The sequence below is a fragment of the Streptomyces sp. M41(2017) genome, from assembly GCF_002078175.1.
Taxonomy (GTDB): domain Bacteria; phylum Actinomycetota; class Actinomycetes; order Streptomycetales; family Streptomycetaceae; genus Streptomyces.
In genome coordinates this window covers 1,472,965-1,499,413 of the sequence record NZ_MWFK01000002.1, presented here as the reverse complement: position 1 = coordinate 1,499,413, position 26,449 = coordinate 1,472,965, and the positions used below count along the sequence as shown (strand labels likewise).

The window sequence follows — 26,449 nt, the reverse complement described above, 5'->3', positions numbered from 1 at the left end:
GCCGGATCGTACTCGGCGCCGGGGACCCCGGCGAGTGCCGGGGACCATTTCGTCCTCATCAGTCCTCCTCAGCCCGGCGCCACGAAGCCCGACTCGTACGCCGCGATGACCGCCTGCGTACGGTCCCGGGCGCCCAGCTTCGCCAGTACGGCGCTGACGTGGGACTTGACCGTCTCCGTGCCCACGACGAGCCGCGCGGCGATCTCCGCGTTCGACAGACCTCCGGCCATCAGCCGCAGCACCTCGGCCTCCCGCTCGGTGAGCGCGGCCCGCTCCATGGCCGCCCGCGCCGCCGGGTTCCCCGCGGCGTCCCCGTAGGCGGCCGCCAACTGCCGCACGGAGGAGGGAAAGAGCAGGGACTCGCCCTCGGCGACCAGCCGCACGGCGTGCACGATCTCGGCCGGGCGCGCCCGCTTCAGGAGGAACCCGTCGGCGCCCGCGCGGAGCGCCTCGTAGACGTACTCGTCGTTCTCGAAGGTCGTCACCACGAGGATCTTCGGCGGATCGGCGACGGCCCGCAGCACCGCGCGCGTGGCCTCGATGCCGTCGAGCAGCGGCATCCGGACGTCCATGGCGACCACGTCGGGCCGTAACCGCCGGACCAGCGGGATCACCGCGGCACCGTCGGCCGCCTCACCGACGACCTCGATGTCGGACTCCGCCTCCAGCACGGCACGCAGGCCCGCGCGCACGAGGGGTTCGTCATCGACGAGGAGAACGGTGACCGGCATCGGGCCAGCGTAGATCAACTCACCGGCAGCTCGGCGTGCACCTGCCAGTCACCCTCGTGCGGGCCCGTTCTCGCGCGGCCGCCCAGCAGCGCGGCCCGCTCGCGCATGCCCCGCAGGCCGCTGCCCCGCGCGGGCGCGGACAGGCCGGCGGGCAGCGGGTTGCGGACCTCCAGAGCGAGCCTGCCGTCACGCACCTCTATGCGGACCCGCACCGGGACACTCCCCGCGTGCCGGAGCACGTTCGTGAGCGACTCCTGGAGGATGCGGTAGCCCTCCCTGGACACCGGACCGGGCACGGTCTCCAGCGGGCCGCTCACCTCGGCGTGCACCGTCGCTCCCGAGGCCCGGGCCGACTCCAGCAGCCGGTCGGCGTCGGCCAGTGTCGGACGCCCGCCCGCCGGACGCTCCGCCTCGCGCAGCACCCCGAGGACCCGCTCCAGATCCTCCAGGGCCGCGCGCCCCGTCTCCTCGATGGCCACCAGGGCCCGGTCGGTGAAGGCGGGGTCCCTCGCCGCCCGCGCCGCGCCGGCCTGGACGACCGCGACGGTCAGGGCGTGGCCGATGGAGTCGTGGAGTTCGCGGGCGATGCGATTGCGTTCCAGGAGCTGCTCGGTGCGCTCCTCCAGGGCGGCGAGACGCTCGGCGGGGGAGGGCCCCAGGAGCCCGCGCGCGAGGACCGTGACCAGCTCACCGAGTCCGACGACCGCTCCGTACAGCGCGAGCAGCGGCAGCGGGACCAGCAGGGCGCAGCTCCAGTGCGGGTCCAGCAGGGACACCACGGGGTCGCCGGACGACCGGTGACCGGCCGCCGCTCTGCAGAGGTCGAACGCGAGGACGGGCAGCCAGACGGTGGCGGCGCAGGTCGACCAGCCCAGCAGGAGCCGCGCCTCCAGCCACAGCACGGTCCGCCACCGGTCCCGCGGACCGGCCGAGGGGGCCACCGAGAACGCCGGGTCCTCGCCGCCCCGCCGGCCCGGCGCCAGCATGAACCGTGCCTGTACGCCCTCGCCCCGCCGGACGGCCGGGACAAGGCCCAGCGGCACGATCAGAACCGCGGGCACCCAGGGCTTCGACGGGTCGACGAAGAGCCAGACGCTGACGAACAGCATCGGCACCCACAGGTGCAGCAAGCGCGTGTACGTCGTCCCCCACAGCAGCGGGCGCAGAAAGCGGGCCATGCGCACATCGTGTCAGCGGGTACCGACGACGAACCTCCCCCGCCCGGGGGAGACGGTCCCCGCCGACGGGGGAGGCGGTGGCCCGCGTGCCACGGCCACGCTGAACCCATGACCAGCATCGACGTCCACGAACTGACCAAGGAGTACGGCGGCAGGCGCGCCGTGGACCATCTGACCTTCAGCGTCCTCCCGGGCCGTGTCACCGGATTCCTCGGGCCCAACGGCGCCGGGAAGTCCACCACGATGCGGCTCGTGCTGGGCCTGGACCGGCCGACCTCCGGCACCGCCACGGTCGGCGGCCGCGGCTACGCGTCCCTCGACGAACCGCTCCGGCAGGTGGGCGCCCTGCTCGACGCCGGAGCCGCGCACGGATCGCGGACCGCCCGGGACCACCTGCGGGCGCTCGCCGCCACCAACCGCATCCCCGAACGCCGGGTGGACGAGGTGCTGGAGGAGGCCGGGATCGCGTCCGTCGCCCGGCGCCGGGTGAGGACGTACTCCCTGGGGATGCGTCAGCGCCTGGGCATCGCGGCGGCGCTCCTCGGTGACCCGCCGGTGGTGCTCCTCGACGAGCCGTCGAACGGTCTCGACCCGGAAGGGATCATCTGGATCCGGGAGTTGCTGCGCCGCCTCGCCGGGGAGGGGCGCACCGTCCTCGTCTCCAGCCACCTCATGAACGAGACCGCCTCCTTCGCCGACCAGTTGGTCGTCCTCGGCCGGGGACGGCTCCTCGCCGACCTGCCCATGCGGGAGTTCATCCACGCGCGCGTGCGACCACGGGTGCGCGTGCGCAGTACGGACGCCTCCGCCCTCGGAGACCTGCTCGCCCGGCACGGCATCGAGGCCGCCGAGAGCGAGGACGGGCTGTGGACCGCCCTGGACGTGCGGGTGGCCGACATCGGGCACCTCGCCTCGGCCTCCGGCCTCCCGATCCTGGAACTCGCCGCGGAGGAAGGCACCCTGGAACAGGCCTACCTCGATCTGACCGCCGCCGAGACCGAGTTCGGCACCGCTCCGACGCAGCACCAGGAGGCCTGACCATGACGGACACCGCCGCGGCCAAGGGCCTGACCGAACCGGGCGCCACCCCCGCGGGCCGTCCCGGGGGCTTCGCGCCCGCCCTCCGCGCCGAGTGGATCAAGATCCGCACCCTGCGTCCGCTCGTCCTCGCCCTGTTCGCCGTTCCCCTCACCACCGTGGCCTTCTCCGCGCTCGCCGGACTCGACGACTCCAGGGGCCCGGACTTCGACCCGCTGTTCTCGGCTCTCTTCGGAGTGAGCTTCGGGCAGATCGCCGCCATCACCTTCGGCACGCAGGCGATGGCGGCCGAATACCGGTACGGAGCCCTGCGGTTGTCGCTGGCGGCGGTCCCCGACCGAGGGCGCTGGTATCGCGCGAAAGCGGTGGCGATCGCCACCCCCGTCCTCGTCGTCGGCCTGGTCACCGGAGTCACCGGACTGCTCGTGGGGACGTCCGTGCTCGGTGCCGGGGCGGACGGCCTGGGCCTTGCGGAGGAGGTCCGCGCGGTCGTCGGCTGTGCGCTCTACCTGACCCTGATGGCGCTGCTCGCGGCGGGCCTGACAGCCGTACTGCGCAGCGGAGTCGCCACGTTGAGCACGCTGATCCCGTTCCTGCTGATCGTGTCCTTCGTCGTCGGGGGAGCGTCGGGAAGCGTGGCGGACTTCCTCCCCGACAAGGCCGGCCAACTGGTCCTGCACCGGACGCAGGACGGCACGCTCGGCCCCTGGGCCGGTCTCGGGGTGACCGCTCTGTGGACCGCAGCGGCCCTCGGCGCCGGAGCCCGGAGCGTCCGGCGCCGGGACGCCTGACCGCCGACGGTCCCTCTGACGCCCCGCCAATTGTCAGTGCCGGGCGCTTTACTGGAGGCCATGACCATCGCACGGCATCTCGCCACGATCGACCGGCTGTGCTCCGAGGAGTTCCCCGCGGAGCACGGCCGCTCCGCCGACGGAACCGCCGGACCCGGGTACCACGTGGCCGAGTTGGTGACGAGCGAGGACTTCTCGGACACGGACGGCGCGACGCGCGCGGAGACGGAGGAGCAGTTCGAGGCCGAGCGGGAGGGACTGTCGCAGCTGCTCACCCGGCGGTGGGGTCCTCCGCAGTGGGTCAGCCTGGCGAGTGTCCTCGAGCGGTCGACGAGCGGTGAGGACATACCGGAGCCCTGGGGTGACCTGAGCTCTCGCGTGCCGGACCTGCACCTCTGGAGACCGGACGGCTGCGAGCGCTGGATCGCCCTGGGCATAGGGCGGTGGGGCCGCGAACTCCCGTTACAGCTCCTGGCCCTGGTCACCGTGACGGACCCGCCGTGACTCAGGAGGCCTCGGCGGCCGACCGCAGACGGCCGTACTCCTCGGCCATCGTCGCGGCGGTCCAGTGCGCGTTGAGCCCGCTGGGGTTGGGCAGCACCCACACCCGGCTCGATCCGATGGTCCGCTTCTGAGGGCCGATGCGCGCCTTCCGGTCGTCGAAGGCCGCCCGGTACGCGGTCACACCGACCACCGCCAGCCACGCCGGGCGCAGCCGCTCCACCCTCTCGGCGAGCAGCCGGCCGCCCTCGCGGTACTCCTCGGCGCTCAGTTCGTCGGCCCGCGCGGTCGCCCGCGCCACCACATTGGTGATGCCCAGCCCGTAGGAGAGCAGTTCCTCCTGTTCGGCTGGCTTCATGAGCCGCGGCGTGAACCCGGACAGATGCAGCACGGGCCAGAACCGGTTGCCCGGCCGGGCGAAGTGATGACCCGTGGCAGCCGTCATCAGTCCCGGGTTGATGCCGCAGAAAAGCACCGAGAGGCCGTCCGCGACGACATCCGGCACGAGCCGGTCGCGGGCGGCCTTCAGGTCCGCGGGGGTGAGCCGCGTCAGAGGATCGCCCCCGGCGTGTAGCCGGCCGCCTCCGGGTGCTGCTTCAGGATCTCGTCGACGCGGGCCACCACGGCGGCGACCTGGTCGGCGGCGGCGCCCGTGAAGGACAGCTTGTCGGCCATCAGCTCGTCCAGCTGCGCACGGTCCAGCGGGATGCGCTCGTCCGCGGCGAGCTTGTCGAGCAGTTCGTTGCGCTCCGTGCCCTGCTCGCGCATCGCGAGGGCGGAGGCGACCGCGTTCTCCTTGATCGCCTCGTGGGCGACCTCGCGGCCGACACCGGCGCGCACCGCGCCCATCAGGACCTTGGTCGTCGCGAGGAACGGCAGGTAGCGGTCCAGCTCACGGGCGACGACGGCCGGGAACGCGCCGAACTCGTCGAGGACGGTCAGGAAGGTCTCCAGCAGACCGTCCAGCGCGAAGAACGCGTCCGGCAGCGCGACGCGGCGCACCACCGAGCACGACACGTCGCCCTCGTTCCACTGGTCGCCCGCCAGCTCGCCCGTCATCGACGCGTACCCGCGCAGGATGACCATGAGGCCGTTGACGCGCTCGCAGGAGCGGGTGTTCATCTTGTGCGGCATCGCCGAGGAACCGACCTGGCCGGGCTTGAAGCCCTCGGTGACCAGCTCGTGCCCGGCCATCAGCCGGATCGTCTTGGCGGTCGAGGACGGGGCGGCGGCCAGCTGCACCAGCGCGGTCACGACCTCGTAGTCCAGGGAGCGCGGGTAGACCTGGCCGACGGAGGTGAAGGCCTGCGAGAAGCCCAGGTGCCCGGCGATCCGCTGCTCCAGGTCCGCGAGCTTGGCCGCGTCGCCGCCGAGCAGGTCCAGCATGTCCTGCGCCGTGCCGACGGGACCCTTGATGCCGCGCAGCGGGTAGCGGCCGAGGAGCTCCTCGAGGCGGCCGTACGCGACGAGCAGCTCGTCGGCAGCCGTCGCGAAACGCTTGCCCAGGGTGGTGGCCTGCGCGGCCACGTTGTGCGAGCGGCCCGCCATGACCAGCTCGGCGTACTCCCCGGAGAGCCTGCCCAGCCGGGCGAGGACGGCGACCGTGCGGTCGCGCATCAGTTCCAGCGAGAGCCGGATCTGCAGCTGCTCGACGTTCTCCGTGAGGTCGCGGGACGTCATGCCCTTGTGGACGTGCTCGTGCCCGGCGAGGTCGTTGAACTCCTCGATGCGGGCCTTCACGTCGTGCCGGGTGACCTTCTCGCGCTCGGCGATGGAGGCGAGGTCGACCTGGTCGAGGACGCGCTCGTAGTCGGCGACGGCGGCGTCCGGCACCTCGATCCCGAGGTCCTTCTGCGCGCGCAGCACGGCGAGCCAGAGCTGACGCTCCAGCTTCACCTTCTGCTCGGGGGACCAGAGCGTGGCGAGCTCGGCGGAGGCGTAGCGTCCGGCGAGGACGTTGGGGATACGGGGCTTTGCAGGCGCGGCAGTCACGTGTACGGAGCATACCGGCTGAACAGAGCCGCTCCCGTACCGCGGGTCGGCCTCATGATCCCTGGACGGCGACCTCCGGACTCATGATCCCGAGCGCGGTGGTCGGGTCTCGTACCCCGCTCGCGCGTGCGGGTCCGGATGGGACTGATCACTGCCGACCACCGCGCGCAGACCCCCGTACGTCTTGGTGGTGAAACGGTCGCGCGCCAGGCTGAGTTCGGTGGTGATCAGCTGGTTCCGCTCGTCGTTGACCTCCTCGATCTCCTCCATCAGCTGCGCGTTCCTGGCACGCAGCGCCGCGTTCTCGTTGCGCGACTGGTCGACCGCCCTGGCGTGACTCGCGAGCCGCATCGCCGTGAGGGTGGTGCTGCGGGCCAGGGCCCGCTCGCGCCGGGACAGGTCCGTTTCGCGCATCTGCATGTCCAGCTCAAGACGCCTCCGGTGCTCCGCCAGCACCCCGAGGTCCCGCCGTGTGCGGGCCTCGACCTGGCTGAGCGTGTGACGCAGCAGGGCGGCCAGCAGCCCCGCGACGCCGACGGTCAGGAGAGTGCCCCCGACGGCCGCCAGTTCCCACGTACACTGCCAGACGCCCTCGCCCACGAATGTCCCGCCGGCTGTGCAGCTGGCGGTGGACGCGATTGCCAGTCTGTACGCCACGTTTCGTTACCCCCTTGCCGTGGCCCCCCGGTCGTCGCCTGCGTCGAGGTCTTTCTGGAGCTCGATCGCCTGGACGATGTTCCCGTTGAGCATCGTGCGGATTCTGAGATCGGTGATTCCCCACGCGTCCATGGCCTCCTCGGGCGTGAGTGACGCCGAGGCCACCCTCCGGATCGTCGGCTGAGGCCCGTGTTCCGGGGAAAGCATGCCGCTGTTGACCAACATCTCCCGTTGGTCGAGACCGAGCACCGACGCCCATGTCGTCAGTTGTGAGGGGAGGGGAAGCGTCTTCCCCTCCAGGGTTCTGCTGATCGTCGTCAGGCTCACTCCGATCGAGACGGCCAGTTGGGCCCGGCCGCCGGCTCGTGGGCGGACGTCGTACCCGGCCGCGGTCGCGGCTTTCGTGAGGTACTCGCCAACCCTCCTTGCGAGAGCTTGTCGCTCACCGCGGGACTCGTGGGGGGACTCTTCCATGCTCCGCATGCCCGGAGAGTAGCGCGCACGTATGCAACTTGCACACGACTTGCACGCGCTTATCGTCGCAGGTCAGTTGGAGCGATCTCGTCACGACAGGCCAAGGGGCAGTGTTCGTACGCCAGTTCAGGTCAAAAAGTCGTGCGGCTGTACCGCGAAGCAACTTGCGTACGTGTACGCAAGTTGCATATGTTGCATGACTGTGAGTTAGTCGCACGTATGCAAGTCCTGGTCGTGGGGACCTCTGCGCCCCGCCTCGGCGTCCGCTCGATCACGGTGCGGAGCTGCGAGGCGGCGGCGGGGGCACCGCGCGACCGCACGAACCTCGCTCACGAGGCCCGGGCCGCACACGCGCCCGGAGCCGGCCACGGCCGGAACACACCGTCACACCATCCGCCGCCCGGCAGACCGTCAGCGCACCCGCCCACCACAGTTCATCCACTCATGAACGGAGTAGGCCTTGATCGCCGAGGCTAACGCCGCCACACCGCGGTCCGACACCAGAGAACCGGCCCTGATCGCCCGCGCCCTCGCGGGCGACCGGGACGCGTTCGGGGAGCTCTACGCACTGCACCACCCCGCGGTGCTCGCCTATGTACAGCGTCGCGTGCGCAACCGGCAGGTCGCCGAGGACATCACGGGCGAGACCTTCCTCAACGCCTGGATGAAACGGGGCACGTTCACCTACCGCGGTGTCGGGTTCGTGGGGTGGCTGATCACCATCGCGCGCAACAAGGTCATCGACCACTGCAAGAGCGCGCAGCGGCGGGAGTTCGTCGTCGAGGACATGCTCGGCTTCGACGAGGATCTCACCGTCAGCACCGAGGACACCGTGCTGATCGGCCTGGACGAGGAGCTGTTGCGCCAGGCGCTCGGCCAACTCCGGCCGCCCCAGCGCGAAGTCCTCACCCGGCGCTTCCTCATGGAACTGTCGGTCCTGGAGACCGCCCGGCACATGGCGCGGACCGAAGGCGCGGTGAAGACCCTGCAGTTCCGGGCCCTGGCCAAGCTGCGCAGCGAGCTCCTGGGTGTGGCGGCATGACCCCCGCGCCCGGGGGCCGGACGGCGGTGGAAGCGGATCTCGCCGATCAACTCGGCGCTTTCGCGCGGGAGTTCGTCGCCGAACTGGAGGCGCAGGGGCGGCTCGTGGAGGTCGGCGGCGCCGGAGTCCTCGAACGGCTGCGGACCCAGGTCGAGGCCTGGCGCAACGGCCCGGAGTCCTATCGGGTGGCCGTGGACACGATCGTCGAGGACTGCGGATACCCCAGCGAGGTCGCGATGCGGATCGCCACGGCGTTGAACCGCAGGGGGCTGCTGCCGGGCGGCGAGGAACCCGAACCCCGGCCCGACCACGGCCCGGCGGCGCTGCCCCTCGTCCCGGGTGCGCGTGGCGCCATCGTCCTGCACCTCGCCGACCGCGGTGCGGGGCGTCCCTCCGCCGAGGCCGAAGTCGAGGCCGAGGGCGAGGGCGGGCGCGGAGACGATCACGATCACGAGCACCGACAACGGCGCGAATACGGCCATGAATCCGGTGTCGCGGGGGTGCCCGAGATCGGCTGCGGCGGCGGGCACCGTAAGGGCCGCGAGAAATGGATCGGGAACGGGACCGGAAACGGGGTCGGCCAGGGAAGCGCCGGCGGGGACGGGGCCGAGGGCTTCGCCGGACCTGAGGCCGCCCACGGGTACGCGGTGGCCGCCGGATCCGAGGCTCGGCGCGGACACGAGATCGCGGTCGGCGGCGAAGAGGCCGCCGCCCGGGAGGCCCCGTCCGCAGCGGACCGTGTGCACGGACGCGCTGTCGCTCCGGTGCCCGAGCCGGTGCCCGAACCGGTGGACGGACAGGTGCCACGGGTGCGCCCGGCGGCAGCGCGGTCCCGCACCGCCGGATGGGACACCGCCTCCGCCCGCGCGGTCTCCGTCGCCGCGACCCTCCAGTCGGACCACCTCGCACGCCTGGAGGCCATGCGGATCACCGCGGACGGCGAGCGCGTCACCGTGGCCATCAAGGCGACCTGTCTGGCCGACTGGGAGTACTGGCTCGACGCGATCGGCGCGGCCCGCAACGTACGCACCAGGACGGCGGGACACGCGCAGGTGGCCGCCGGGACCCTCGACGGCGTCGCGGTCCACCTCACCGCCCACGGCGTCCCCGAACTTCTCCAGGAGGCCAGCGACGCCGCGGCCGATCCCTTCTATCTGTGGGGGCGGATCTACGACCTCGGCGTGGGACAGACCGATCGGTCCGACCGCGTCTGGCTGTCGCTCGGACGGCGACAGGACGAACGCGGCATGCCGCTGCTGGTCCTGCGCGGCACCGCCGGTCCGCCGTACCCGCTGGCCGCCATCGTCATGGCCCACGGACCGCTGGCTCCCGCCGCCCCGCCCGCCGCGGGCACCGACGGGGGAGACGGGTAGCCGAGCGACGCGATCCAGCCAGCCCAGCCGCGAGGTCTCCGCTTCGGGTGACTGTTTCTCACCCGTGCCCACCGGCACCGCTGCACCAGAGGAAACACGGTCACGCGTCCACCGGGTCGCCGGAACCCCGTACTGCACCTGGCCCAGAACCTCCTCCGAGCGCTGTAGGCGAACGCCTTCGGCGTGGCCGGTTCTCTCCCTCGGCCGCGTGGTGACGAGGTGGCGTCGGTGGGGCACATCGGCCCTGATCCGTCCACGAATGGCGCGACAGGGCGAAAAGGTACGAGTCCGCCGCTCCGCCGTTCGCCCGGGCGGCCCGGCTGCGGCCCGTCGGCCCCGTGGCGCCCGGGGGCGTACTTCTCAGGTCCCCGCATGAGTGCTTGGATGCTGAACCCGGCCGGGTTCCCGGCCGGCCCCGTTGCTCGCCATCCGATCCGGGTGGTGGGACGGCTCCTTTCCATGCTCCGCAAAGCTGAAGGGGTCGTCGGCTGGGCCCGGTGCTCACGCCGGGCCCAGCCGTAGTGCCCGGGAGCGCTTCCCCACGCGCCGTCGGAGGGCGTCGCGCCGTCGAGCGCCCCCCGTGCGCCCTGTGGAGGCCACGGCGCGAGGCGGTAGCTTGCCTGTCATGCGGAGCATGGCCGCCGTGCCGCTCGACAGAGAGGCACGGCGGAAGCCGTCCGCCAACCGCGCGTGACAGGACCGGCCGCAGCGCGGATGCACCGGCGGCGGCGCCTGCCGTTCACGTGCCCGCCCGTGCCGGTTCAGTCCAGCCCGGTGTCCAGTGGATCGACCCCGGGTGCCCGGAGTGCGGATTCAGCCCCCGTGCACGGACTCCGTGCCATGGCTTCCCGTGACAGGAACCTCGTACGGCAGCAGGTCCGGGCGCTTCGCCGGGCGGCCGTCGCCGGACGAGCGGCCCGTCAGGCGCCGGCCGATCCACGGCAGCAGATGCTGCCGGGCGAAGCGGGCGTCCGCGGTGCGACGGGAGACGAAGCCGGGCAGGGTCGTCGGCCCCATCGGGGTGCGCCACTCCTGGTCCTCGCCGTCGTACCCGAGCGTCTGCCACACGGCCTCGGCGACCCGGCGGTGTCCCTCGGCGGTCAGGTGCAGCCGGTCCACGTCCCACATGCGCGGGTCCGCCAGCGAGGGCGCTCCGTACAGGTCGACCACCAGCGCTCCGTGCCGCTTCGCGAGGTCGTCGACGACGACGAACAACTCCTCCATGCGCGGACGGAAGCGTTCGAGCACCGGACCGTTGCGCGCGGGGCTGCGCATCAGGACGAGTTGTTCGCAGGCCGGGGCGAGCCGTTCCACGGCCTCCTCCAGGAGACCCCGGACGCGTCCCATGTCGACCTTGGGCCGCAGGGTGTCGTTCAGGCCGCCCACGAGCGTGATCACGTCGGGACGCATGGCGGCGGCGACATCGACCTGCTCGGCGACGATCTGCCCGATCAGCTTGCCGCGCACCGCGAGGTTGGCGTAGCGGAAACCGGGGGCCCGGGCCGCCATCCGGGCTGCGAGGAGGTCGGCCCAGCCCCGGTAGGAACCGTCGGGCAACAGGTCCGACATGCCCTCGGTGAAGGAGTCGCCGACCGCGACAAGACTGGTGTAGGTGGCATTCGTCTGCATGGCGGGAAAGATGGTAACCCGAACACATACTCAGCGGTCGGTCGGGTCCACCGCCGCGGGAGCCGTTCGCCCGGGCCGGCCCGCCGTACACGCCGGTGCCCGGCGGACGACGACCGTCCACCGGGCACAGGCCTCCGCTCCGGGACCGGAAGCGCGACTCCCGGGCCGGAAGCGTGACTCCCGGGCCGGAAGCGTGACTCCCGGGCCGGAAGCGACTCCTAGACCGGCTGTCCGAACAGCTCCCGCAGGACGTCCTCCATGGTCACCAGGCCGGCGAGGCGTCCGTCGCTGCCCATCACCGCCGCGAGGTGCGTCCGGCTGCGGCGCATGGCCGTCAGGACGTCGTCCAGGGGAGTGCTCTCCCGCACCCGCGCGATGAGCCGCATGTCCTCCACCCGGAACGGTACGTCGCGCGGGGTGGCGTCCAGCGCGTCCTTGACGTGCAGATACCCGAGGATGCGACGGCCGTCGTCGACGACCGGGAAACGGGAGAAGCCCGATTCGGCGGACAGCCGCTCCAGCTCCTCGGGCGTGACGCCCGCATGCGCGTAGACGACCCGTTCCACCGGGAGCACGACGTCGTGCACGGGCCGACGGCCCAGCTCCAGGGCGTCGTGCAGGCGCTCCTGGGCCCGGTCGTCGATGAGCCCGGCGGCGCCGGAGTCCTTCACGAGGCGGGCCAGCTCGTCGTCCGAGAAGGTCGCCACGACCTCGTCCTTGGTCTCCACCCGCAACAGCTTCAGCAGTCCGTTCGCGAAGGCGTTGACGGTGAAGATCACCGGGCGCAGGGCACGCGAGAGGGCGACCAGCGGCGGCCCGAGCAGCAGCGCCGTCCGCACCGGTTCGGCGAGCGCCACGTTCTTCGGCACCATCTCACCGAGCAGCATGTGCAGATACGTCGCCAGGCTGAGCGCGATGACGAAGGAGACGGCGTGGCCCGCGCCGGAGGGCACGCCCACCGCGTGGAACACCGGCTCCAGCAGATGCGCGATCGCGGGTTCGGCCACGATGCCGAGCACCAGGGTGCACAGCGTGATCCCCAGCTGGGCCGTGGCGAGGAGCGCGGAGACGTGTTCGAGACCCCACAGCACGCTGCGGGCGCGTCGGTCTCCCTGCTCCGCGTGCGGCTCGATCTGACTGCGGCGCACCGAGATCAGCGCGAACTCGCCGCCCACGAAGAAGCCGTTCACGACGAGCGTCGCGAGCCCGATCAGCAGTTGTACGGCGGTCATCGCGTGGCCTCCTCGGCGTCGTGCGGCGCGTGCAGCAGCACGCGGGCGGCCCGTCGTCCCGAGGCGTCCACCACGTCGAGCCGCCAGCCGGTGGCCTCGACGGCGTCCCCCTCGGCGGGGATGCGGCCCAGCTCGGCCGCGACGAAACCGGCCAGGGTCTCGTACGGGCCGTCGGGCACCCGCAGTCCCACCCGGGCGAGCTGGTCCGTACGGGCGGACCCGTCGGCCGAGTACAGCGTCCGGCCGGAGTCGTCCGTGCCGACCGGCGCGATGTCCGGCGTCTCGTGCGGATCGTGCTCGTCACGGACCTCGCCGACGACCTCCTCGACGATGTCCTCCAGCGTGGCGACACCGGCGGTACCGCCGTACTCGTCGATGACCACGGCCATCGTGCGCTTGCCGGCCAGCCGGTCCAGCAGGCGGTCGACGGTCAGCGACTCCGGCACGAGCAGCGTCTCCCGCATGATCCGGGCGACGGGTGTCTGGATCCGCTCCTCGGCGGGCACCGTCAGGACGTCCTTGATGTGGGCCACACCGACGACCTCGTCGAGGCTGTCCTGGTAGACGGGGAAGCGGGACAGGCCGGTCGCCCGGGTCGCGTTCGCCACGTCCTCGCAGGTCGCCTGCATGTCCAGGGCGATGACCTGGACGCGCGGCGTCATCACGTTCTCCGCGGTCAGGTCGGCGAGGTTCAGGGTGCGCACGAACAGCTCGGCGGTGTCCGCCTCCAGCGCTCCCTCCTTCGCGGAGTGCCGGGCGAGCGCCACCAGCTCCTGCGGCCCGCGTGCGGAGGCCAGCTCCTCGGCGGGTTCGAGGCCGAAACGCCGTACGACGTGGTTGGCCGTGTTGTTCAGGTGCGCGATGAACGGACGGAAGGCCGCGCTGAACCAGCGCTGCGGCGTCGCCACGCGCTTGGCCACGGCCAGCGGCGTGGAGATCGCCCAGTTCTTCGGCACCAGCTCGCCCACGACCATCAGGAAGACGGTCGAGAGCGCCGTACCGATGACCAGGGCCACCGAACGCGACGCGGAGGCCGGAACGCCGATCGACTCCAGGGGGCCGGCGATCAGCTTGGCGATCGAGGATTCGGAGAGCATGCCGACGACCAGGTTGGTCACGGTGATGCCGAGCTGGGCGCCGGACAGCTGGAAGGTGAGGTTGCGTACGGCCTTGAGGGCGCCCGAGGCGCCCCGCTCGCCGCGCTCCACGGCACGTTCGAGTTCGCTGCGCTCGACCGTGGTCAGCGAGAACTCCGCCGCCACGAAGGCGCCGCAGGCCAGCGAGAGCAGAACGGCCACCAGCAGCAGGAGAACTTCGGTCATCGGGTCACCTCCGTCCCATGATCGGCCAGGGTCGGGGGGATCGCGCGATGTCCGCGGCCACCGTGACGAGCACGGCGCCGGGTACTGGGAGGTTCGCCCATGGGCGGACGCTCACACCTTTCGTAGGAGGACGGAGTGTCCACCAAGGGTAAAGGAAGGGCAAAGCGTTCTCCTCGGTGGCCCCCGTACCTGACAAGGAACCAGGGGAGTGTCGCTGGGACCAGTCCGGTTCCCCCGACCGGTCCGGACGACACCCGCTACGCGCCGAGCGGCTTCACCCAGCGCCGCCAGTGTTCCTCGGGCGCGTACCCGGCCGCGCGCCAGGCGTGGTGGGCCGACTCGTTCCGCCGCAGCACCATCGCGTCCCCGCGCCGCCCGCCGAGCCGTACGAAACGTTCCTCCGCGGCGGCGAGCAGCGCCGAGCCGATGCCGAGCCGTCGTCGGTCCGGACGCACCGCCAGCCGGTACAGATGGCAGCGCCAGCCGTCGAAGCCGGCGATCACCGTGCCGGCCAGTTCCCCGTCCCGTTCCGCGAGGAGCAGGGCCCCGGGGTCCCGGGCGAGCAGCCGCTCCACGCCGTCGCGGTCGTCACTTATGCTCGTGCCCTCGGCGGCCGTCTTCCAGAAGGCGAGCACCGTGTCCAGATCCTCGGGCGCGGCGGCCCGTATCCGCAGGTCGGTCATGGGCCGATCCCATCACGCGGGCCGTGCCGTGGCACCGGATTCCACCATCCGGACGGCCGTCGGCCACCGGTGCGCGAGGAGACCCGGTCGGCCGCCGGCGCGCCGGTCACTCGTGCGCGATCGCCGCGAGGACGTTCATCCGCGACGCCCGCAGCGCCGGGAGCAGTGCGGCGACGACGCCGACGAGCGCCGAGCCGACCACGACCGCCACGATCGTCGTCCAGGGGACGGCCAGCTCCTCCATCCCCTGGAGAGCGAGCACCCGCTGGACGCACACGCCCCAGACGAGCCCCAGCGCCAGACCGAGCACGGCCCCGAACACGGCGATGACCACCGACTCCAGCCGGATCATCCGGCGCAGCTGACGGCGGCCGAGCCCGATGGCCCGCAGCAGCCCGATCTCGCGGGTCCGCTCGACCACCGACAGGGCGAGGGTATTCACGACACCGAGCACCGCGATGACGATGGCGAGCCCGAGCAGCGCGTACACGAGGTAGAGCAGCACGGCGATCTGGTCGTGCACCAGCTTCTTGTAATCGGCCTGGTCGCGGACCTGAACCTGGGGATACGGATCGAGGGTCTTCTCCAGACGTGGGCGCAACCGGTCCGCGTCGGTGCCCGGGCCCGCGTTCACGTACAGCGCGGAGTCCTGCCCGCCGGGCACGTACTTCTCGACCGTGCCGAAGCCGATGACGAGCCCGCCCTGCATCCCGAACCCGCCGCTGCCCGCCTGGTCGGTGAGCGCGCCCACCGTCAGGTCGGCCCTGCGGCCGGCCGGGAACTCGACGGGAATCGTGCTGCCCACCCGGACGCCGTGGTCCTCGGCGAACGTCGCGTCCATGGCGATGCGTCCGTCCGCGAGCGCCGCCGCGGTGTCGCCCCGCGCGTACGTGATGTGGGCGACGTCGTCGAGCCGCCGGTCGTAGGCCGCCGCGGACGTCTCGACGCGCCTGCCGTCCGGCAACCGGACCGCGATCGGCGTGAACCGCTGCCGGACGACGAGCCCCACGCCCTCGGTGGCGCGCACCTTGTCCGTCAACTCCTTGGAGAACGGGACGAAGTTGTCGTTCTGCAGCACGAAGTCGGAGCCGAGCGTCTTGTCGATCTGGCTGTCGAAGGACTTGCTCATGGAGGCGCTGGCCACCGACATCCCGCCGACCAGGGCGAGCCCCACCATGAGCGCGGCGGCGGTGGCGCCGGTGCGGCGCGGATTGCGCAGGGCGTTGCGCTGGCTCATCCGGCCGACCGAGCCGAAGAGCGCCGGGAAGGCGCCTCCGAGGACCCGGATCACCGGCCGGACCAGCAGCGGCCCGGCGATCACCGTGGCGATCAGCGTCAGGACGACACCGAGTCCCAGCAGTGAGGCGGACGTCGACGTCTTCGACGCGGCCGCGCATCCGGCGAGCGCCGCCGCTCCGGCCGCCCCGACGACCAGGCCCACGACGGCCCGCGTCCGCAACGGCTTCCCGACCCCGGCGACTTCGGCGTCGGCGAGGGCCGCCATCGGCGAGACGGTCGCCGCGCGCCGGGCCGGCAGATACGCGGCGACGAACGTGACGCCCACCCCGACGACGTACGCCGCCACCGGCGTCGGCCAGCCGATCACCATCTCCGTGGACTTCAGGTTCATGCCGAACGCGGTCATCAGCTTGATCAGACCGACCGCGAGCCCGATCCCCGCGGCGAGGCCGAGGGTGGAACCGACCAGGCCGAGGAGCAGCGCCTCGGTGAGCACCGACCGGCGCACCTGGCGGCGGTCCGCGCCGAGAGCCCTCAACAGGCCGAGTTCGCGGGTGCGTTGGGCGATCAGCATGGAGAACGTGTTGACGATCAGGAAGATGCCGACGAGCACGGCGATCCCGGCGAAGCCGAGCATCACGTACTTGATGATGTCCAGGAAACCGCCGAGCTGTTCGGCCGACGACTCGGCCTGTTCGTCGGCCGTCTTCACGTCGTACCTGCCGGCGCCCAGCTCGGCGGCGATCCGCTGCTTGACCGTCGCGTCGCCGACGCCCTTCGTCGCGTCCACGGAGATGCTCGTGGCGACGCCGGTGGATCCGAGGAGCTTCGTCTGCGCGGTCGCGGTGTCGAGGTAGACCAGTGCGGCACCGGGGTTCGTGGTGGTGAAGGTCGCGATCCCGACGATCCGCACCTCGAACGACCCGGGCTGCGCCTGCACGGTGAGCGTGTCCCCGATGCCGAGGTGCTTCTTGTCGGCGGTGTCCGCGTCGAGCAGCGCCTCGCCGTCGCCCTCGGGCGCGTGCCCTGAGGTCAGCTTCACCGGACTGCGGTCGGTGACCCGCCAGTCCGTGACGACGGTGGGGGCACCGGTCGTCGGGCCGACGGACCGGTGCGCGCTGTCCACGACGGGGGCGTTCTCCACCGAGGCGTCGACCCGGGCCGCGGCGACGCCCTCGACCTTCGCGATCCGGTCCGCGAGCGAGGCCGGCACGGTCTCGGTGGCGCCGGTCGGCAGCTGCGCGTTCAGGTCGTTCCTCGGCTCCACGGTCACATCCGCGGAGGTGGAGGCGAAGAGCCGGTCGAACGTGCGGCTCACCGTGTCCGAGAAGATGAGGCTGCCCGCGACGAACGCCACGGACAGCACGATGGCGAGCGCCGACAGGAGCAGCCGGCCCTTGTGCGCGAGAAAGCTCCGCAGGGTCGCTCTGAGCACAGCCGCCTCAGTCCTTGTCGAGGGACACGTCGGCGGAGCCGGCCGTGGCGGAGCCGCTGCCCGAGCCGGCCGGGGGAGACCCCTCGGTGGCGCCGCCGGCGCGGGGCGTCCCACCGGGCCCGCCCGGGGCCGGGATGCCGCCGGACCCGCCGGCGTCCGACGCCGTGCCCCCCGGTTCGCGGCCGTCGTAGGTCACGCGGACCGTGTCGAAGCGCTTCATCCGCTCCAGCACCGCCTCGGCGGTCGGCCGCTCCGTCTCGTCCACGATCCGCCCGTCCGCGAGGAAGAGCACCAGGTCGGAGTGGGCGGCCGCGCCCGGGTCGTGCGTGACCATGACGACGGTCTGGCCCAGTTCGTCGACGGCCTCGCGCAGGAAGCCGAGGACCTCGAGTCCGGCACGGGAGTCCAGGTTGCCGGTCGGCTCGTCGGCGAAGATCAGCTCCGGCCGGGAGGCGAGCGCCCGAGCACAGGCCACGCGCTGCTGCTGGCCGCCGGACAACTGGGCGGGCCTGTGCTTCAACCGGTCCCGCAGCCCCAGCGTGTCGATGACCTGGTCCAGCCACTGCCGGTCGGGCTTCTGGCCCGCGATGTCCATGGGCAGCGTGATGTTCTCCGCCGCGTTCAGCGTCGGGATCAGGTTGAACGACTGGAACATGAAGCCGATCCGGTCCCGGCGCAGCCGTGTCAGCTCACGGTCCTTGAGCCCGGTGATCTCCGTGCCGCCCAGCCAGACCTGTCCGGCCGAGACGGTGTCGAGCCCGGCCAGGCAGTGCATGAGGGTGGACTTCCCGGAGCCCGAAGGGCCCATCACGGCGGTGAACCGGCCCCGCGCGATGTCCACGTCGACCGAGTCGAGGGCGAGCACCGCGGTCTCGCCCGAGCCGTACGCCTTCGTCAGACCGCGGGCTCGGGCGGCGATCCCGTCTCCCTCCGCGCGGCCGGGTGCCTGCTCCGCAGCAGCTGTGGACAAGGCCGCCTCCTCCGTGTTCGACGTCCCGAATCCCTCGTCGCGCCCGAGCGTAGTGTGACGGAGGGCACACCCGGTATCCCCCTTGAGTGCCGGATGGTCTCCGCCCCAGGTCGCGCCCCGGGCACGGATGTAAGGGGCACTCTCCACCCGCGTGCGCCCGGCCGGTGGCGGCGACGCCGGCCGTCCCGGGCTGCTGGAGGGGGAGGCCCCCTTGCGGGTGCTAGCGGTTCCGCGCTAGCTTCGAAGGATGGCGAAGACTCAGCTGAACGTCCGGGTGGACGAGGGCACGGCCCGAGCCGCCCGTGAGCGAGCCCTGGAACGGGGGATGAGCGTGAACCGCTACATCGAGGAGCTGGTCCGGCAGGACACCGGGGAGGTCGGCCACACGTTCGTGGACGCCGCCGCCGATTTCATGAAGCAGTACGAGTCCGTGTTCGCCGAGGAGTTCGGCTCGGACCGTGAAGGCACCCGCGAAGGTCGTCGTTGATCCCTTGAGCAGTCTCAGAGTCGATCTTGCCTGGCTCCTCATGATCGCCGAACAGAAAACCCCCGGAGATCCCCAGGTCACCGACTGGGGAGCCCTCGTCGCCGCCGTCAGCCGGCACGAGGCGGAGATCTTCGGCATCCCCGTCTACGACAGTCCGCACACCCGCGCCGCCGCGCTCCTCCAGCTCCTGCTGCATGTCCCGGCGCTCGAGCGTTCCAACGCGATGTTCGCCTCGGCCGTCGCGTACGCCTATCTCGTCGCCAGCGGCCTGAAGGTCGTCACCTCGCCCGAACAGGTGCGGGAGCTGGCCCGCCTGGTGAAGAGCGGTGACGCCACCGTCCACGAGATCGCGCACGAGTTGCGCCGCTGGAGCCTGTAGTCGGGCACCGCCCACCGGCCCTCAGTCCATGGGCCGGTACGCGGTGCCCAGGACGCAGTACGAGGTGGGCAGCCTCATCCCCTTCTCGGGCATGAACAGCCTGCGGTACGGCCCCAGCTCGAAGCCGGCGTCGCGCAGTGCGGAGACCGTGTCGCGGGACAGGTGGCAGCCGCCGGCCAGCCGGGGCCACACCGTGCGGTCCAGGCCCCGCTGCGTCGACCGCATCACCGGTCCGCCGCCGCTGCCGTGCTCGAAGAACCGCACCGTGCCGCCGGGGCGCAGCACCCGCCGCACCTCGGCGAGGGTCCTCGGCACGTCCCGCACGCTGCACAGCACCAGCGACAGCACCGCCGCGTCGTACGCCTCGCTCTTCACCGGCAGGGCCTCCGCCGTACCCGGCGCCACATCGACGGGCACCTCGCAGCGCAGCGCCGCCTCCACCGCCAACTGGCGCAGCAGCCGCTCGGGTTCGATGGCCACGACCTCCGACACGGTCCCCGGATAGTGCGCGAAGTTCAGCCCGTTGCCCGCGCCGATCTCGATGACCCGGCCGGACAGCCCGGCGAGCAGCCGGTCCCGCATCCGGCCCATGCCCATCCGGGTCTCGGCGCCGACGCTGAGGCGAGCGTAGGAACGGGCGAACACCGGATGGTGCACGGCGTCAGCCGTCACCTTGCCGGAGCCGGCCGGACGCAACGGCTTGAACGGCATGACGGACCTCCCGGGAGGACGGGTCTTACCGGGATTGTCCCCCCGCGGGGTCCGCCGCACGCGCCGGACGGCCGGCCCGCTCCCACCGCACCCGCGCGCCGGGACACCGGCCGGGCCGGTGTCCCGGTGGAGGCCGATCTCCGTGGGCGCCCGCGCGTCCCCCCGGCCGGGGGCGGCTCAGGCGCCGCTGGCCGCGGCGAAAACGTCCGCGTTCCACCGTCCGCCCAGTCGCGGATCGAGCCAACCCGGGGCGCCCGTACGGAAGTCGGCGGGCGACAGACCCCCCGCTCCCGCCGGGACCGCGCCCAGCAGCGGCGCACCGCACACCGCCGGCAGGTCGGCGAGGTTGCAGCGCATCGCCAGATCCGGCGCGTCCGGCCAGCTGCCAATGACGACACCGGCGAACTCCAGCTCGCGGCGCCGCAGTTCACGGGCCGTCAGTTCCGTCGCGTTGAGGGTGCCGAGCCCGGCCGGCGTCACGACCAGCACGGGCGCGTCGAGCATCCGGGCCGCGTCCGCCAGCGTGCCGTCCTCGTCGTCGAAGCGGACGAGGAGGCCGCCCGCCCCCTCGACGAGCACCAGGTCGTGCTCAGTGGCCAGTTTGGCGGCGGCCTCGGCGACATCCCGCGGTGGCACCGGCGCGAGGCCGGCCCGCCGGGCGGCGGTCGCCGGCGCCAACGGCTCCGGGTAGCGGCCGAGTTCGAGCGTCGTGACCGCGCCCGCGAGCCGCGCCGCCTCGTCGGCGTCGCCCCGCTCGTGCGGTCCCACACCGGTCTGTGCCGGTTTGAGCACGGCCACCGACCGTCCGGCCGTGAGCGCCGTGGCGGCGACGGCGGCCGTGACGACCGTCTTGCCGACCTCCGTGCCCGTTCCCGTGATCACCAGTACCGGCATCTCAACCCTCCCGCGCCGCCGCGCACACGGCGCGCGCGATCCGTTCGACGTCCCTGTCACCCGTGACGTACGGCGGCATCGTATAGACGAGGTCGCGGAACGGCCGCAGCCACACGCCCTCGCGCACCGCGGCCGCCGTCGCCGCCTTCATGTCCACCTCGTGGTCGAGCTGGACGACTCCGATCGCGCCGAGCACCCGTACGTCCCGCACGCCCGGCAGGGCCGCGGCCTCCGCGAGCCCGTCCCGCAGTCCCGTCCCGATCCGCTTCACCTCGGTCCGCCAGTCCTGGCCGAGCAGCAGGTCGACCGACGCGCACGCCACCGCCGCCGCCAGCGGGTTGCCCATGAACGTCGGGCCGTGGGCGAGTACCGGGACCTCGCCGCGCGAGATGCCCTCGGCCACCCGCGTGGTGCACAGCGTCGCCGCCATCGTCAGATAGCCGCCGGTCAGCGCCTTGCCGACGCACATGACGTCCGGCGTCACCCCCGCGTGGTCCGCCGCGAACAGCTCGCCCGTCCGACCGAAGCCGGTGGCGATCTCGTCGAAGACCAGCAGCACGTCGTGCGCGTCGCACGCCTCTCGCAGCACCCGCAGATACGCGGGGGAGTGGAACCGCATGCCGCCCGCGCCCTGCACCACCGGCTCGACGATCACCGCCGCCAGCTCGTCGGCGTGCGCGCCGATCAGCTCGCGCAGCCGCTCGGCGTACGACGCGTCGTACTCGGCGGGCGGCGCGTCGGCGAACACCTGGCGGTGGAGCACGCCCTGCCACAGCTCGTGCATCCCGCCCTCGGGGTCGCACACCGACATGGGCTGCCAGGTGTCCCCGTGGTAGCCGCCGCGCCAGGTCAGCAGGCGCTGCTTGGCCGGGCGACCGAGCGAACGCCAGTACTGGAGGCACATCTTGACGGCGACCTCGACGGACACGGAACCGGAGTCGGCCAGGAAGACGTGTTCCAGGCCGTCCGGAGAGATGTCGACCAGCCGCTTCGCGAGCCGTACGGCGGGCTCGTGCGTGAGCCCGCCGAACATCACGTGGCTCATCCGGTCCAGCTGGCCGCGCGCCGCCTCGTCGAGCACCGGATGGCCGTAGCCGTGGATCGCCGACCACCAGGACGACATCCCGTCGACCAGCTCACCCGCACCGCCGGCCAGTCGGAGCCGGACTCCGCTCGCCGACTCCACGACCAGCGGTTCCTGGCGGCCGGGCATCGGCCCGTACGGATGCCAGACGTGCCGCCGGTCGAGGTCGAGCAGCTCCCGCACGGACAGGTCAGGCATTGGGCGCGAGATCCGTTCCGGCACCACGGCGGCGGACGGCGACGAGGTCGGTCCTGGCGCCCGCGGGCACCGCTTCCGCGCCCTGTGTCCGCGAGTCCGCCTGCTCCGCACCCGCGGTCTCCGCGCCTGCCGCCTCGACGGAGGGTGCCGGGACCGAGCCGCACGCACCCCCGCCGTCGTGGGACCCGCAGCCGCCGCCCGCGTGGGATCCACAGCCGACCTCGGCGTGCGACCCGCACCCCGCGCCCTCGGACACCGTGTCCCCGGCCGACGCCTGCGCACCGCAGCCTCCCGCCGCCGCACGGTGCTCCGGCAGGGTCACCTCGCCCGCGTTCTCCACCTCGAAGCCCGCGTCCGCGATCATGTCCAGATCCGCCTTGCCCGCCTGGCCCTCGCTGGTGAGGTAGTCACCGAGGAAGATCGAGTTGGCGAGGTGCAGGGCGAGCGGCTGGAGGGTGCGCAGGTGCACCTCGCGGCCGCCGGCGATCCGGACCTCGACGTCCGGGCACACGAACCGGACCATGGCGAGGATGCGCAGGCACCGCTGCGGGGTGAGGTTCCACTCCTTGGCGAGCGGGGTGCCCTCGAACGGGATCAGGAAGTTCACCGGGACGGAGTCGGGGTCGAGAGCGCGCAGCGCGTACACGACGTCGACGAGGTCCTCGTCCGCCTCGCCCATGCCCGCGATCAGACCCGAGCAGGCGGACAATCCCGCCGCGTGTGCCTTCTGGACGGTGTCGACCCGGTCGGCGTACGTGTGCGTGGTCGTGATCTCGCCGTACGTGCCCTCGGACGTGTTCAGGTTGTGGTTGTACGCGTCCGCGCCGGCCTCGCGGAGCCGCTCGGCCTGGCCGTCGGAGAGCAGACCGAGGCAGGCGCACACCTCGACGCCCTCGTTCTGGTCCTTGATGGCCTTGATCGTGTCGGAGACCCGCTCCACGTCACGGTCGGTCGGCCCGCGGCCGCTGGCCACCAGGCACACCCGCTTGGCGCCCCCGGCGAGCCCCGCCGCCGCGGCCCGGGAGGCCTCGTCGGGCTTCAGCCAGCTGTACTTCAGGATCCCGGCCTGGGAACCGAGGCGCTGCGAGCAGTACGAGCAGTCCTCCGGGCACAGGCCCGACTTCAGGTTGACCAGATAGTTCAGTTTCACCCGTCGGCCGAACCAGCGGCGGCGCACCTTGCCGGCCGCGGCCACCACGTCGAGCACGTCGTCGTCGGACGTGGCCAGTACGGCCAGCGCCTCCTCGCGGGTCGGCAGCTCGCGCCGAAGCCCCTTGTCCACCAGCGTGTTCAGCAGGTCCATGAGGTCCGATCCTGGCGTATACGACCGGTCCCGGCCAAGGAGAGATCGGACAACAGAGTGGGTTCGACGTGTGGGTATTGCCACATCCTGGGCGGCTGGTCCGGCCGCTAGGGTCTGTGCACTGCCTACAAAACACCCGCCACGACGGTCCGGAGGACACATGGCGTTCGGCTGGATCGACGAGCAGGCCGCGGCGCGCCGCACCGCCGGGCTCGTACGGACCCTGCGCCCGCGCCCCGCCGACTCGCCGCTGCTCGATCTCGCGAGCAACGACTACCTCGGTCTGGCCCGCCACCCGCGGATCACGGCCGGTGCGGCGCAGGCGGCGAACACCTGGGGCGGCGGCGCGACCGGTTCCCGGCTCGTCACCGGCACCACCGAACTCCACACCGAACTGGAACGCGAACTGGCCGACTTCTGCGGCTTCGAGTCCGCGCTCGTCCTCTCCTCCGGCTACGCGGCCAACCTCGCCGCCGTCACCGCCCTCGCGCCGCACGGCTCGCTCGTCGTCTCGGACGCGGGCAACCACGCCTCACTGATCGACGGCTGCCGGCTCGCCCGCGGCACCACCCAGGTGGTGGGGCACGTGGATCCCGCCGGAGTGCGCAAGGCGCTCGGCACGCACGAGGGCCCGGCCGTCGCCGTCTCCGACACGGTCTTCTCGGTCGACGGGGACGCGGCATCGCTCGCCGAACTCGCCCTCGCCTGCCGGGAGTACGGGGCCGGGCTGATCCTCGACGACGCGCATGGGCTCGGTGTCCTCGGCGACGGGGGCCGGGGTGCCCCGCACGCTGCGGGACTCGCCGGGAACCCGGACGTCGTGGTGACGGTGACGCTGTCGAAGTCGCTGGGCAGCCAGGGCGGAGCCGTCCTCGGTCCGGCGGCGGTCATCGACCATCTCGTCAACGCTGCGCGCACCTTCATCTTCGACACCGGCCTCGCGCCGGCGGCCGTGGGAGCGGCGCTGGCCGCGCTGCGACTGCTGCGCGAGGAACCGGAACGGGCGGCGAGGGCGCGCGCGGTGGCCACGGCGCTGCACACCCGGCTGACGGCCGAGGGGCTGTCGGCGGTACGACCGGACGCCGCCGTCGTCTCCGTCAGGGCACCGTCCCCCGAACGGGCCCTGAGCTGGGCCGCCGACTGTCGCGAGGCGGGCCTCGCCGTCGGCTGCTTCCGTCCCCCGTCGGTGCCCGACGGTGTGTCGAGGCTGCGGCTGACGGCCCGCGCGGACCTCTCCGAGGAGCAGATCGAGCGCGCGGTGGACGTGATCAGCCGCACCCGGTGAACCGGCCCGCGGTCAGGCCAGGCCGGTGATGAACCCCTCCCAGGCGGCAGGGGCGAACAGCAGGGCGGGGCCTGCCGGATTCTTGGAGTCGCGCACCGCGACCGTCCCGGACCACGGTCCGGAGCCGGGGCGCGCCGTCTCGACGCAGTTGTTCATTCCCGTGCTGCGGCTGCTGCGCAGCCATCGCACGTCGCGCAGTGCAGTGCTGGAGGGTACGTACCGAGGCGATGCAGACAATGGGGGTGCCTCCTTACGCGCCGTCACCTATCCCGGCGATGTAGTCCAACGAGTCCTCGGGCGAAAGGGCGTGGAACTGAAGGGTGTTGAAGGCCTCCGTATAGGCCTGGAGGTCTTCTTTCCGTTCGAGGTAGAGGCTACTCGTCAAGTGGTCGAGAACAACCACATCCAGATCAGTTGTGTTCGGAAATGAGAAGATAACGAAAGGCCCGGTGATCCCGATGTGAGCTCCGGCGGCGAACGGCAGCACCTGGAGCCGGACTTGGGGGAGCGCCGCGGCCTCGCACAGCCGGTCCAGCTGGCGGGCCATCACCTCGGGACCGCCCACCTCCCGTCGCAGTACCGCCTCGTCGAGCACCGCGCACAGCTCCAGCGGGGGATCGGCGCGCAGCACGTCCTGCCGGGCCAGCCGCACCTCGACCAGGGTGTCGAGCTTGCTCTCCTCCAGACCGTCCACGGCGGCCCGCGTCACCGCGCGGGCGTAGTCGGGCGTCTGCAACAGCCCCGGTACGACGGACGTCTCCAGGGTGCGCATCCCCCTCGCGCCCGACTCCAGACTGATGAAGTCGCGGTAGGCGGGCGGCAGGACCCCCCGGTACGCGTGCCACCAGTGGTGCCGGCCGTTCCCCTCGGACCCCGCCAACACGACCAGCAGCTCGCGCAGTTCGGGGTCCTCGACCGCGTACACGTCCAGCAGGCGCTCGACGTCGGCCGGTTTCACACCGCTGGTTCCGGTCTCGATGCGGCTCACCTTCGACTGGTGCCAGCCGAGCAGGCGGGCCGCCTGGCCGCTCGTGAGGCCCGTGCCCGCGCGCAGCGCGCGCAGTTCGGCGCCGAGCTTGCGGCGGCGCACCGCGGGACCGTGCTGCATGGCCGTTCTCCTTACTCCTTCCAAGCCGCCCGAATACGTTCCGCGGACGCAGAGTTCACCGCATCGAGCGACAGATATATGCATTACTCGGTGGATCGCACCCGCGACCGGCCCGGTAATGGCAGTCTGGCGCAAGCACCAGTCCGGGACCGTACTCGAACCATCCGCTCCGTGTCGGACTCCGGTCCCGTGGGAAAGGGACGACCTCGCCATGGCAGATCACCAGGAAGCAGCCGTCACTCTGCCGAGCGAAGCCGTCTCGGTTTCCGTGGCCCGTAAATTCGTCGCGGAAGTGCTGGCCGAATGGGGCCTGCCCGGCGACGCCGAAGTCGGTGAGACCGTCCGCCTGATCGTGTCCGAACTGGCCACCAACGCCGTTCAGCACACCTTCGGGCAGTCGCCCACCTTCACGGTCGACGTGTGTCTCGACCGGGAGGAGCGCCTGCGGATCGGCGTCACCGACAGCCATCCGCGCTTCCCGAAGCGGCTCCCCGCGGCGGTCCAGCAGGACAACGGTCGCGGCATGGTGATCATCCGCTGGCTCGCCAACGAGTGCGGCGGCAGGCTCAGCGTCCGCGCCACCCGCGAGGGAGGCAAGACGGTCTCCATCGAACTCCCCTGGACGGCACCGGTCCGGCCGATCACGGCCGGGGCACCGCCCGAGGCGTAGCGACGCCGCGAGGACCCCATCCCCGGCCGGGCGACCGGTCGTT

General features: G+C 72.2%; 27 protein-coding genes. 9 read left to right on the top strand and 18 right to left on the bottom strand.

From position 1 onward, the window contains the following. Positions 1–68: 68 nt before the first annotated feature. Together B0675_RS32345 and B0675_RS32340 are read right to left on the bottom strand one after the other, a co-directional pair. Complete coding sequence (locus tag B0675_RS32345; RefSeq protein ID WP_081223158.1) at positions 69–731, bottom strand: response regulator transcription factor; 663 nt, start codon at positions 729–731, stop codon at positions 69–71. A 14-nt stretch (positions 732–745) separates the two neighbouring features. Then, entirely contained in the window at positions 746–1,909 is a 1,164-nt protein-coding gene (locus B0675_RS32340) for a histidine kinase (RefSeq protein WP_081223157.1), read from the bottom strand. Positions 1,910–2,017: 108 nt separating this feature from the next. On the opposite strand from B0675_RS32340, the gene B0675_RS32335 reads away from it, so the two are divergent. Genes B0675_RS32335 through B0675_RS32325 form a run of 3 tightly spaced genes read left to right on the top strand, consistent with a single transcriptional unit; the run spans position 2,018 to position 4,242 of the window. Next, positions 2,018–2,947, top strand: a complete 930-nt coding sequence (locus tag B0675_RS32335; protein WP_081223156.1) for an ATP-binding cassette domain-containing protein — start codon at positions 2,018–2,020, stop codon at positions 2,945–2,947. A 2-nt stretch (positions 2,948–2,949) separates the two neighbouring features. Beyond that, entirely contained in the window at positions 2,950–3,738 is a 789-nt protein-coding gene (locus tag B0675_RS32330) for an ABC transporter permease subunit (protein WP_107482889.1), read from the top strand. 60 nt (positions 3,739–3,798) lie between these two features. Then, a complete protein-coding gene (locus B0675_RS32325; protein WP_081223155.1) occupies positions 3,799–4,242 on the top strand; it encodes a hypothetical protein in 444 nt (147 codons plus the stop codon). A gap of 1 nt (position 4,243) precedes the next feature. Here the strand turns inward: B0675_RS32325 and mug are convergent, their stop codons facing one another. The 4 genes from mug to B0675_RS32305 form a co-directional block, all read right to left on the bottom strand. Continuing rightward, positions 4,244–4,792 (bottom strand): G/U mismatch-specific DNA glycosylase, encoded by a 549-nt coding sequence (gene mug, locus B0675_RS32320; RefSeq protein ID WP_081223154.1) that lies wholly within the window; start codon positions 4,790–4,792, stop codon positions 4,244–4,246. Continuing rightward, positions 4,789–6,231 (bottom strand): adenylosuccinate lyase, encoded by a 1,443-nt coding sequence (gene purB, locus B0675_RS32315; RefSeq protein WP_081223153.1) that lies wholly within the window; start codon positions 6,229–6,231, stop codon positions 4,789–4,791. Before purB ends, mug begins: the two co-directional genes overlap by 4 nt. 81 nt (positions 6,232–6,312) lie before the next feature. Next, positions 6,313–6,888, bottom strand: a complete 576-nt coding sequence (locus B0675_RS32310) for a hypothetical protein (RefSeq protein WP_143661135.1) — start codon at positions 6,886–6,888, stop codon at positions 6,313–6,315. Between the two features lie 6 nt (positions 6,889–6,894). Continuing rightward, complete coding sequence (locus B0675_RS32305; protein WP_081223151.1) at positions 6,895–7,371, bottom strand: transcriptional regulator; 477 nt, start codon at positions 7,369–7,371, stop codon at positions 6,895–6,897. 451 nt (positions 7,372–7,822) lie between these two features. On the opposite strand from B0675_RS32305, the gene B0675_RS32300 reads away from it, so the two are divergent. Further along, a complete protein-coding gene (locus B0675_RS32300) occupies positions 7,823–8,404 on the top strand; it encodes a sigma-70 family RNA polymerase sigma factor (protein ID WP_081223150.1) in 582 nt (193 codons plus the stop codon). Then, entirely contained in the window at positions 8,401–9,777 is a 1,377-nt protein-coding gene (locus B0675_RS32295) for a BN159_2729 family protein (RefSeq protein WP_143661134.1), read from the top strand. Before B0675_RS32300 ends, B0675_RS32295 begins: the two co-directional genes overlap by 4 nt. An 813-nt stretch (positions 9,778–10,590) precedes the next feature. Here B0675_RS32295 and B0675_RS32290 read toward each other — a convergent pair. The 6 genes from B0675_RS32290 to B0675_RS32265 all read right to left on the bottom strand — a co-directional run bounded on the left by B0675_RS32290 (position 10,591) and on the right by B0675_RS32265 (position 18,287). Then, a complete protein-coding gene (locus B0675_RS32290; RefSeq protein ID WP_081223148.1) occupies positions 10,591–11,406 on the bottom strand; it encodes an SGNH/GDSL hydrolase family protein in 816 nt (271 codons plus the stop codon). Between the two features lie 218 nt (positions 11,407–11,624). After that, positions 11,625–12,638, bottom strand: coding sequence for a hemolysin family protein (locus B0675_RS32285; RefSeq protein WP_081223147.1), 1,014 nt, complete (start codon positions 12,636–12,638; stop codon positions 11,625–11,627). Further along, on the bottom strand, positions 12,635–13,960 hold the full coding sequence (locus B0675_RS32280; protein WP_081223146.1) for a hemolysin family protein: 1,326 nt from the start codon (positions 13,958–13,960) through the stop codon (positions 12,635–12,637). The genes B0675_RS32285 and B0675_RS32280 overlap by 4 nt, the downstream gene beginning before the upstream one ends. Positions 13,961–14,217: 257 nt before the next feature. Then, positions 14,218–14,643, bottom strand: coding sequence for a GNAT family N-acetyltransferase (locus B0675_RS32275; protein WP_081223145.1), 426 nt, complete (start codon positions 14,641–14,643; stop codon positions 14,218–14,220). Between the two features lie 106 nt (positions 14,644–14,749). Beyond that, positions 14,750–17,317 carry an FtsX family ABC transporter permease gene (locus B0675_RS32270; RefSeq protein WP_081223144.1) on the bottom strand — a complete coding sequence of 856 codons (2,568 nt, stop codon included), beginning with the start codon at positions 17,315–17,317 and terminating at the stop codon, positions 14,750–14,752. A gap of 7 nt (positions 17,318–17,324) precedes the next feature. Beyond that, entirely contained in the window at positions 17,325–18,287 is a 963-nt protein-coding gene (locus tag B0675_RS32265) for an ABC transporter ATP-binding protein (RefSeq protein WP_081223143.1), read from the bottom strand. A gap of 247 nt (positions 18,288–18,534) precedes the next feature. Between B0675_RS32265 and B0675_RS32260 the strand changes: the two genes are divergently transcribed. Further along, positions 18,535–18,774 (top strand): toxin-antitoxin system, antitoxin component, encoded by a 240-nt coding sequence (locus tag B0675_RS32260; protein ID WP_081223142.1) that lies wholly within the window; start codon positions 18,535–18,537, stop codon positions 18,772–18,774. A 4-nt stretch (positions 18,775–18,778) separates the two neighbouring features. Further along, positions 18,779–19,153 carry a fic family toxin-antitoxin system, toxin component gene (locus B0675_RS32255; RefSeq protein ID WP_081224010.1) on the top strand — a complete coding sequence of 125 codons (375 nt, stop codon included), beginning with the start codon at positions 18,779–18,781 and terminating at the stop codon, positions 19,151–19,153. Positions 19,154–19,174: 21 nt separating this feature from the next. Here B0675_RS32255 and B0675_RS32250 read toward each other — a convergent pair whose 3' ends face one another. From B0675_RS32250 to bioB, 4 genes are all read right to left on the bottom strand, one after another. Then, positions 19,175–19,864 (bottom strand): class I SAM-dependent methyltransferase, encoded by a 690-nt coding sequence (locus tag B0675_RS32250; protein ID WP_081223141.1) that lies wholly within the window; start codon positions 19,862–19,864, stop codon positions 19,175–19,177. Between the two features lie 177 nt (positions 19,865–20,041). After that, complete coding sequence (gene bioD, locus B0675_RS32245; RefSeq protein WP_081223140.1) at positions 20,042–20,758, bottom strand: dethiobiotin synthase; 717 nt, start codon at positions 20,756–20,758, stop codon at positions 20,042–20,044. A 1-nt stretch (position 20,759) separates the two neighbouring features. Beyond that, on the bottom strand, positions 20,760–22,040 hold the full coding sequence (locus B0675_RS32240; RefSeq protein WP_081223139.1) for an adenosylmethionine--8-amino-7-oxononanoate transaminase: 1,281 nt from the start codon (positions 22,038–22,040) through the stop codon (positions 20,760–20,762). Next, positions 22,033–23,343: a biotin synthase BioB gene (bioB, locus tag B0675_RS32235; protein WP_081223138.1), complete on the bottom strand. Its 1,311-nt coding sequence runs from the start codon at positions 23,341–23,343 to the stop codon at positions 22,033–22,035. Before bioB ends, B0675_RS32240 begins: the two co-directional genes overlap by 8 nt. Positions 23,344–23,503: 160 nt before the next feature. On the opposite strand from bioB, the gene B0675_RS32230 reads away from it, so the two are divergent. After that, complete coding sequence (locus tag B0675_RS32230; protein ID WP_081223137.1) at positions 23,504–24,628, top strand: 8-amino-7-oxononanoate synthase; 1,125 nt, start codon at positions 23,504–23,506, stop codon at positions 24,626–24,628. A 12-nt stretch (positions 24,629–24,640) separates the two neighbouring features. Here B0675_RS32230 and B0675_RS32225 read toward each other — a convergent pair whose 3' ends face one another. Next, positions 24,641–24,865, bottom strand: a complete 225-nt coding sequence (locus tag B0675_RS32225) for a DUF397 domain-containing protein (protein WP_081223136.1) — start codon at positions 24,863–24,865, stop codon at positions 24,641–24,643. A 13-nt stretch (positions 24,866–24,878) separates the two neighbouring features. Continuing rightward, positions 24,879–25,736, bottom strand: a complete 858-nt coding sequence (locus tag B0675_RS32220) for a helix-turn-helix transcriptional regulator (RefSeq protein WP_081223135.1) — start codon at positions 25,734–25,736, stop codon at positions 24,879–24,881. Positions 25,737–25,947: 211 nt separating this feature from the next. On the opposite strand from B0675_RS32220, the gene B0675_RS32215 reads away from it, so the two are divergent. After that, entirely contained in the window at positions 25,948–26,406 is a 459-nt protein-coding gene (locus B0675_RS32215) for an ATP-binding protein (RefSeq protein WP_081223134.1), read from the top strand. The last annotated feature ends 43 nt before the right edge of the window (positions 26,407–26,449 follow it).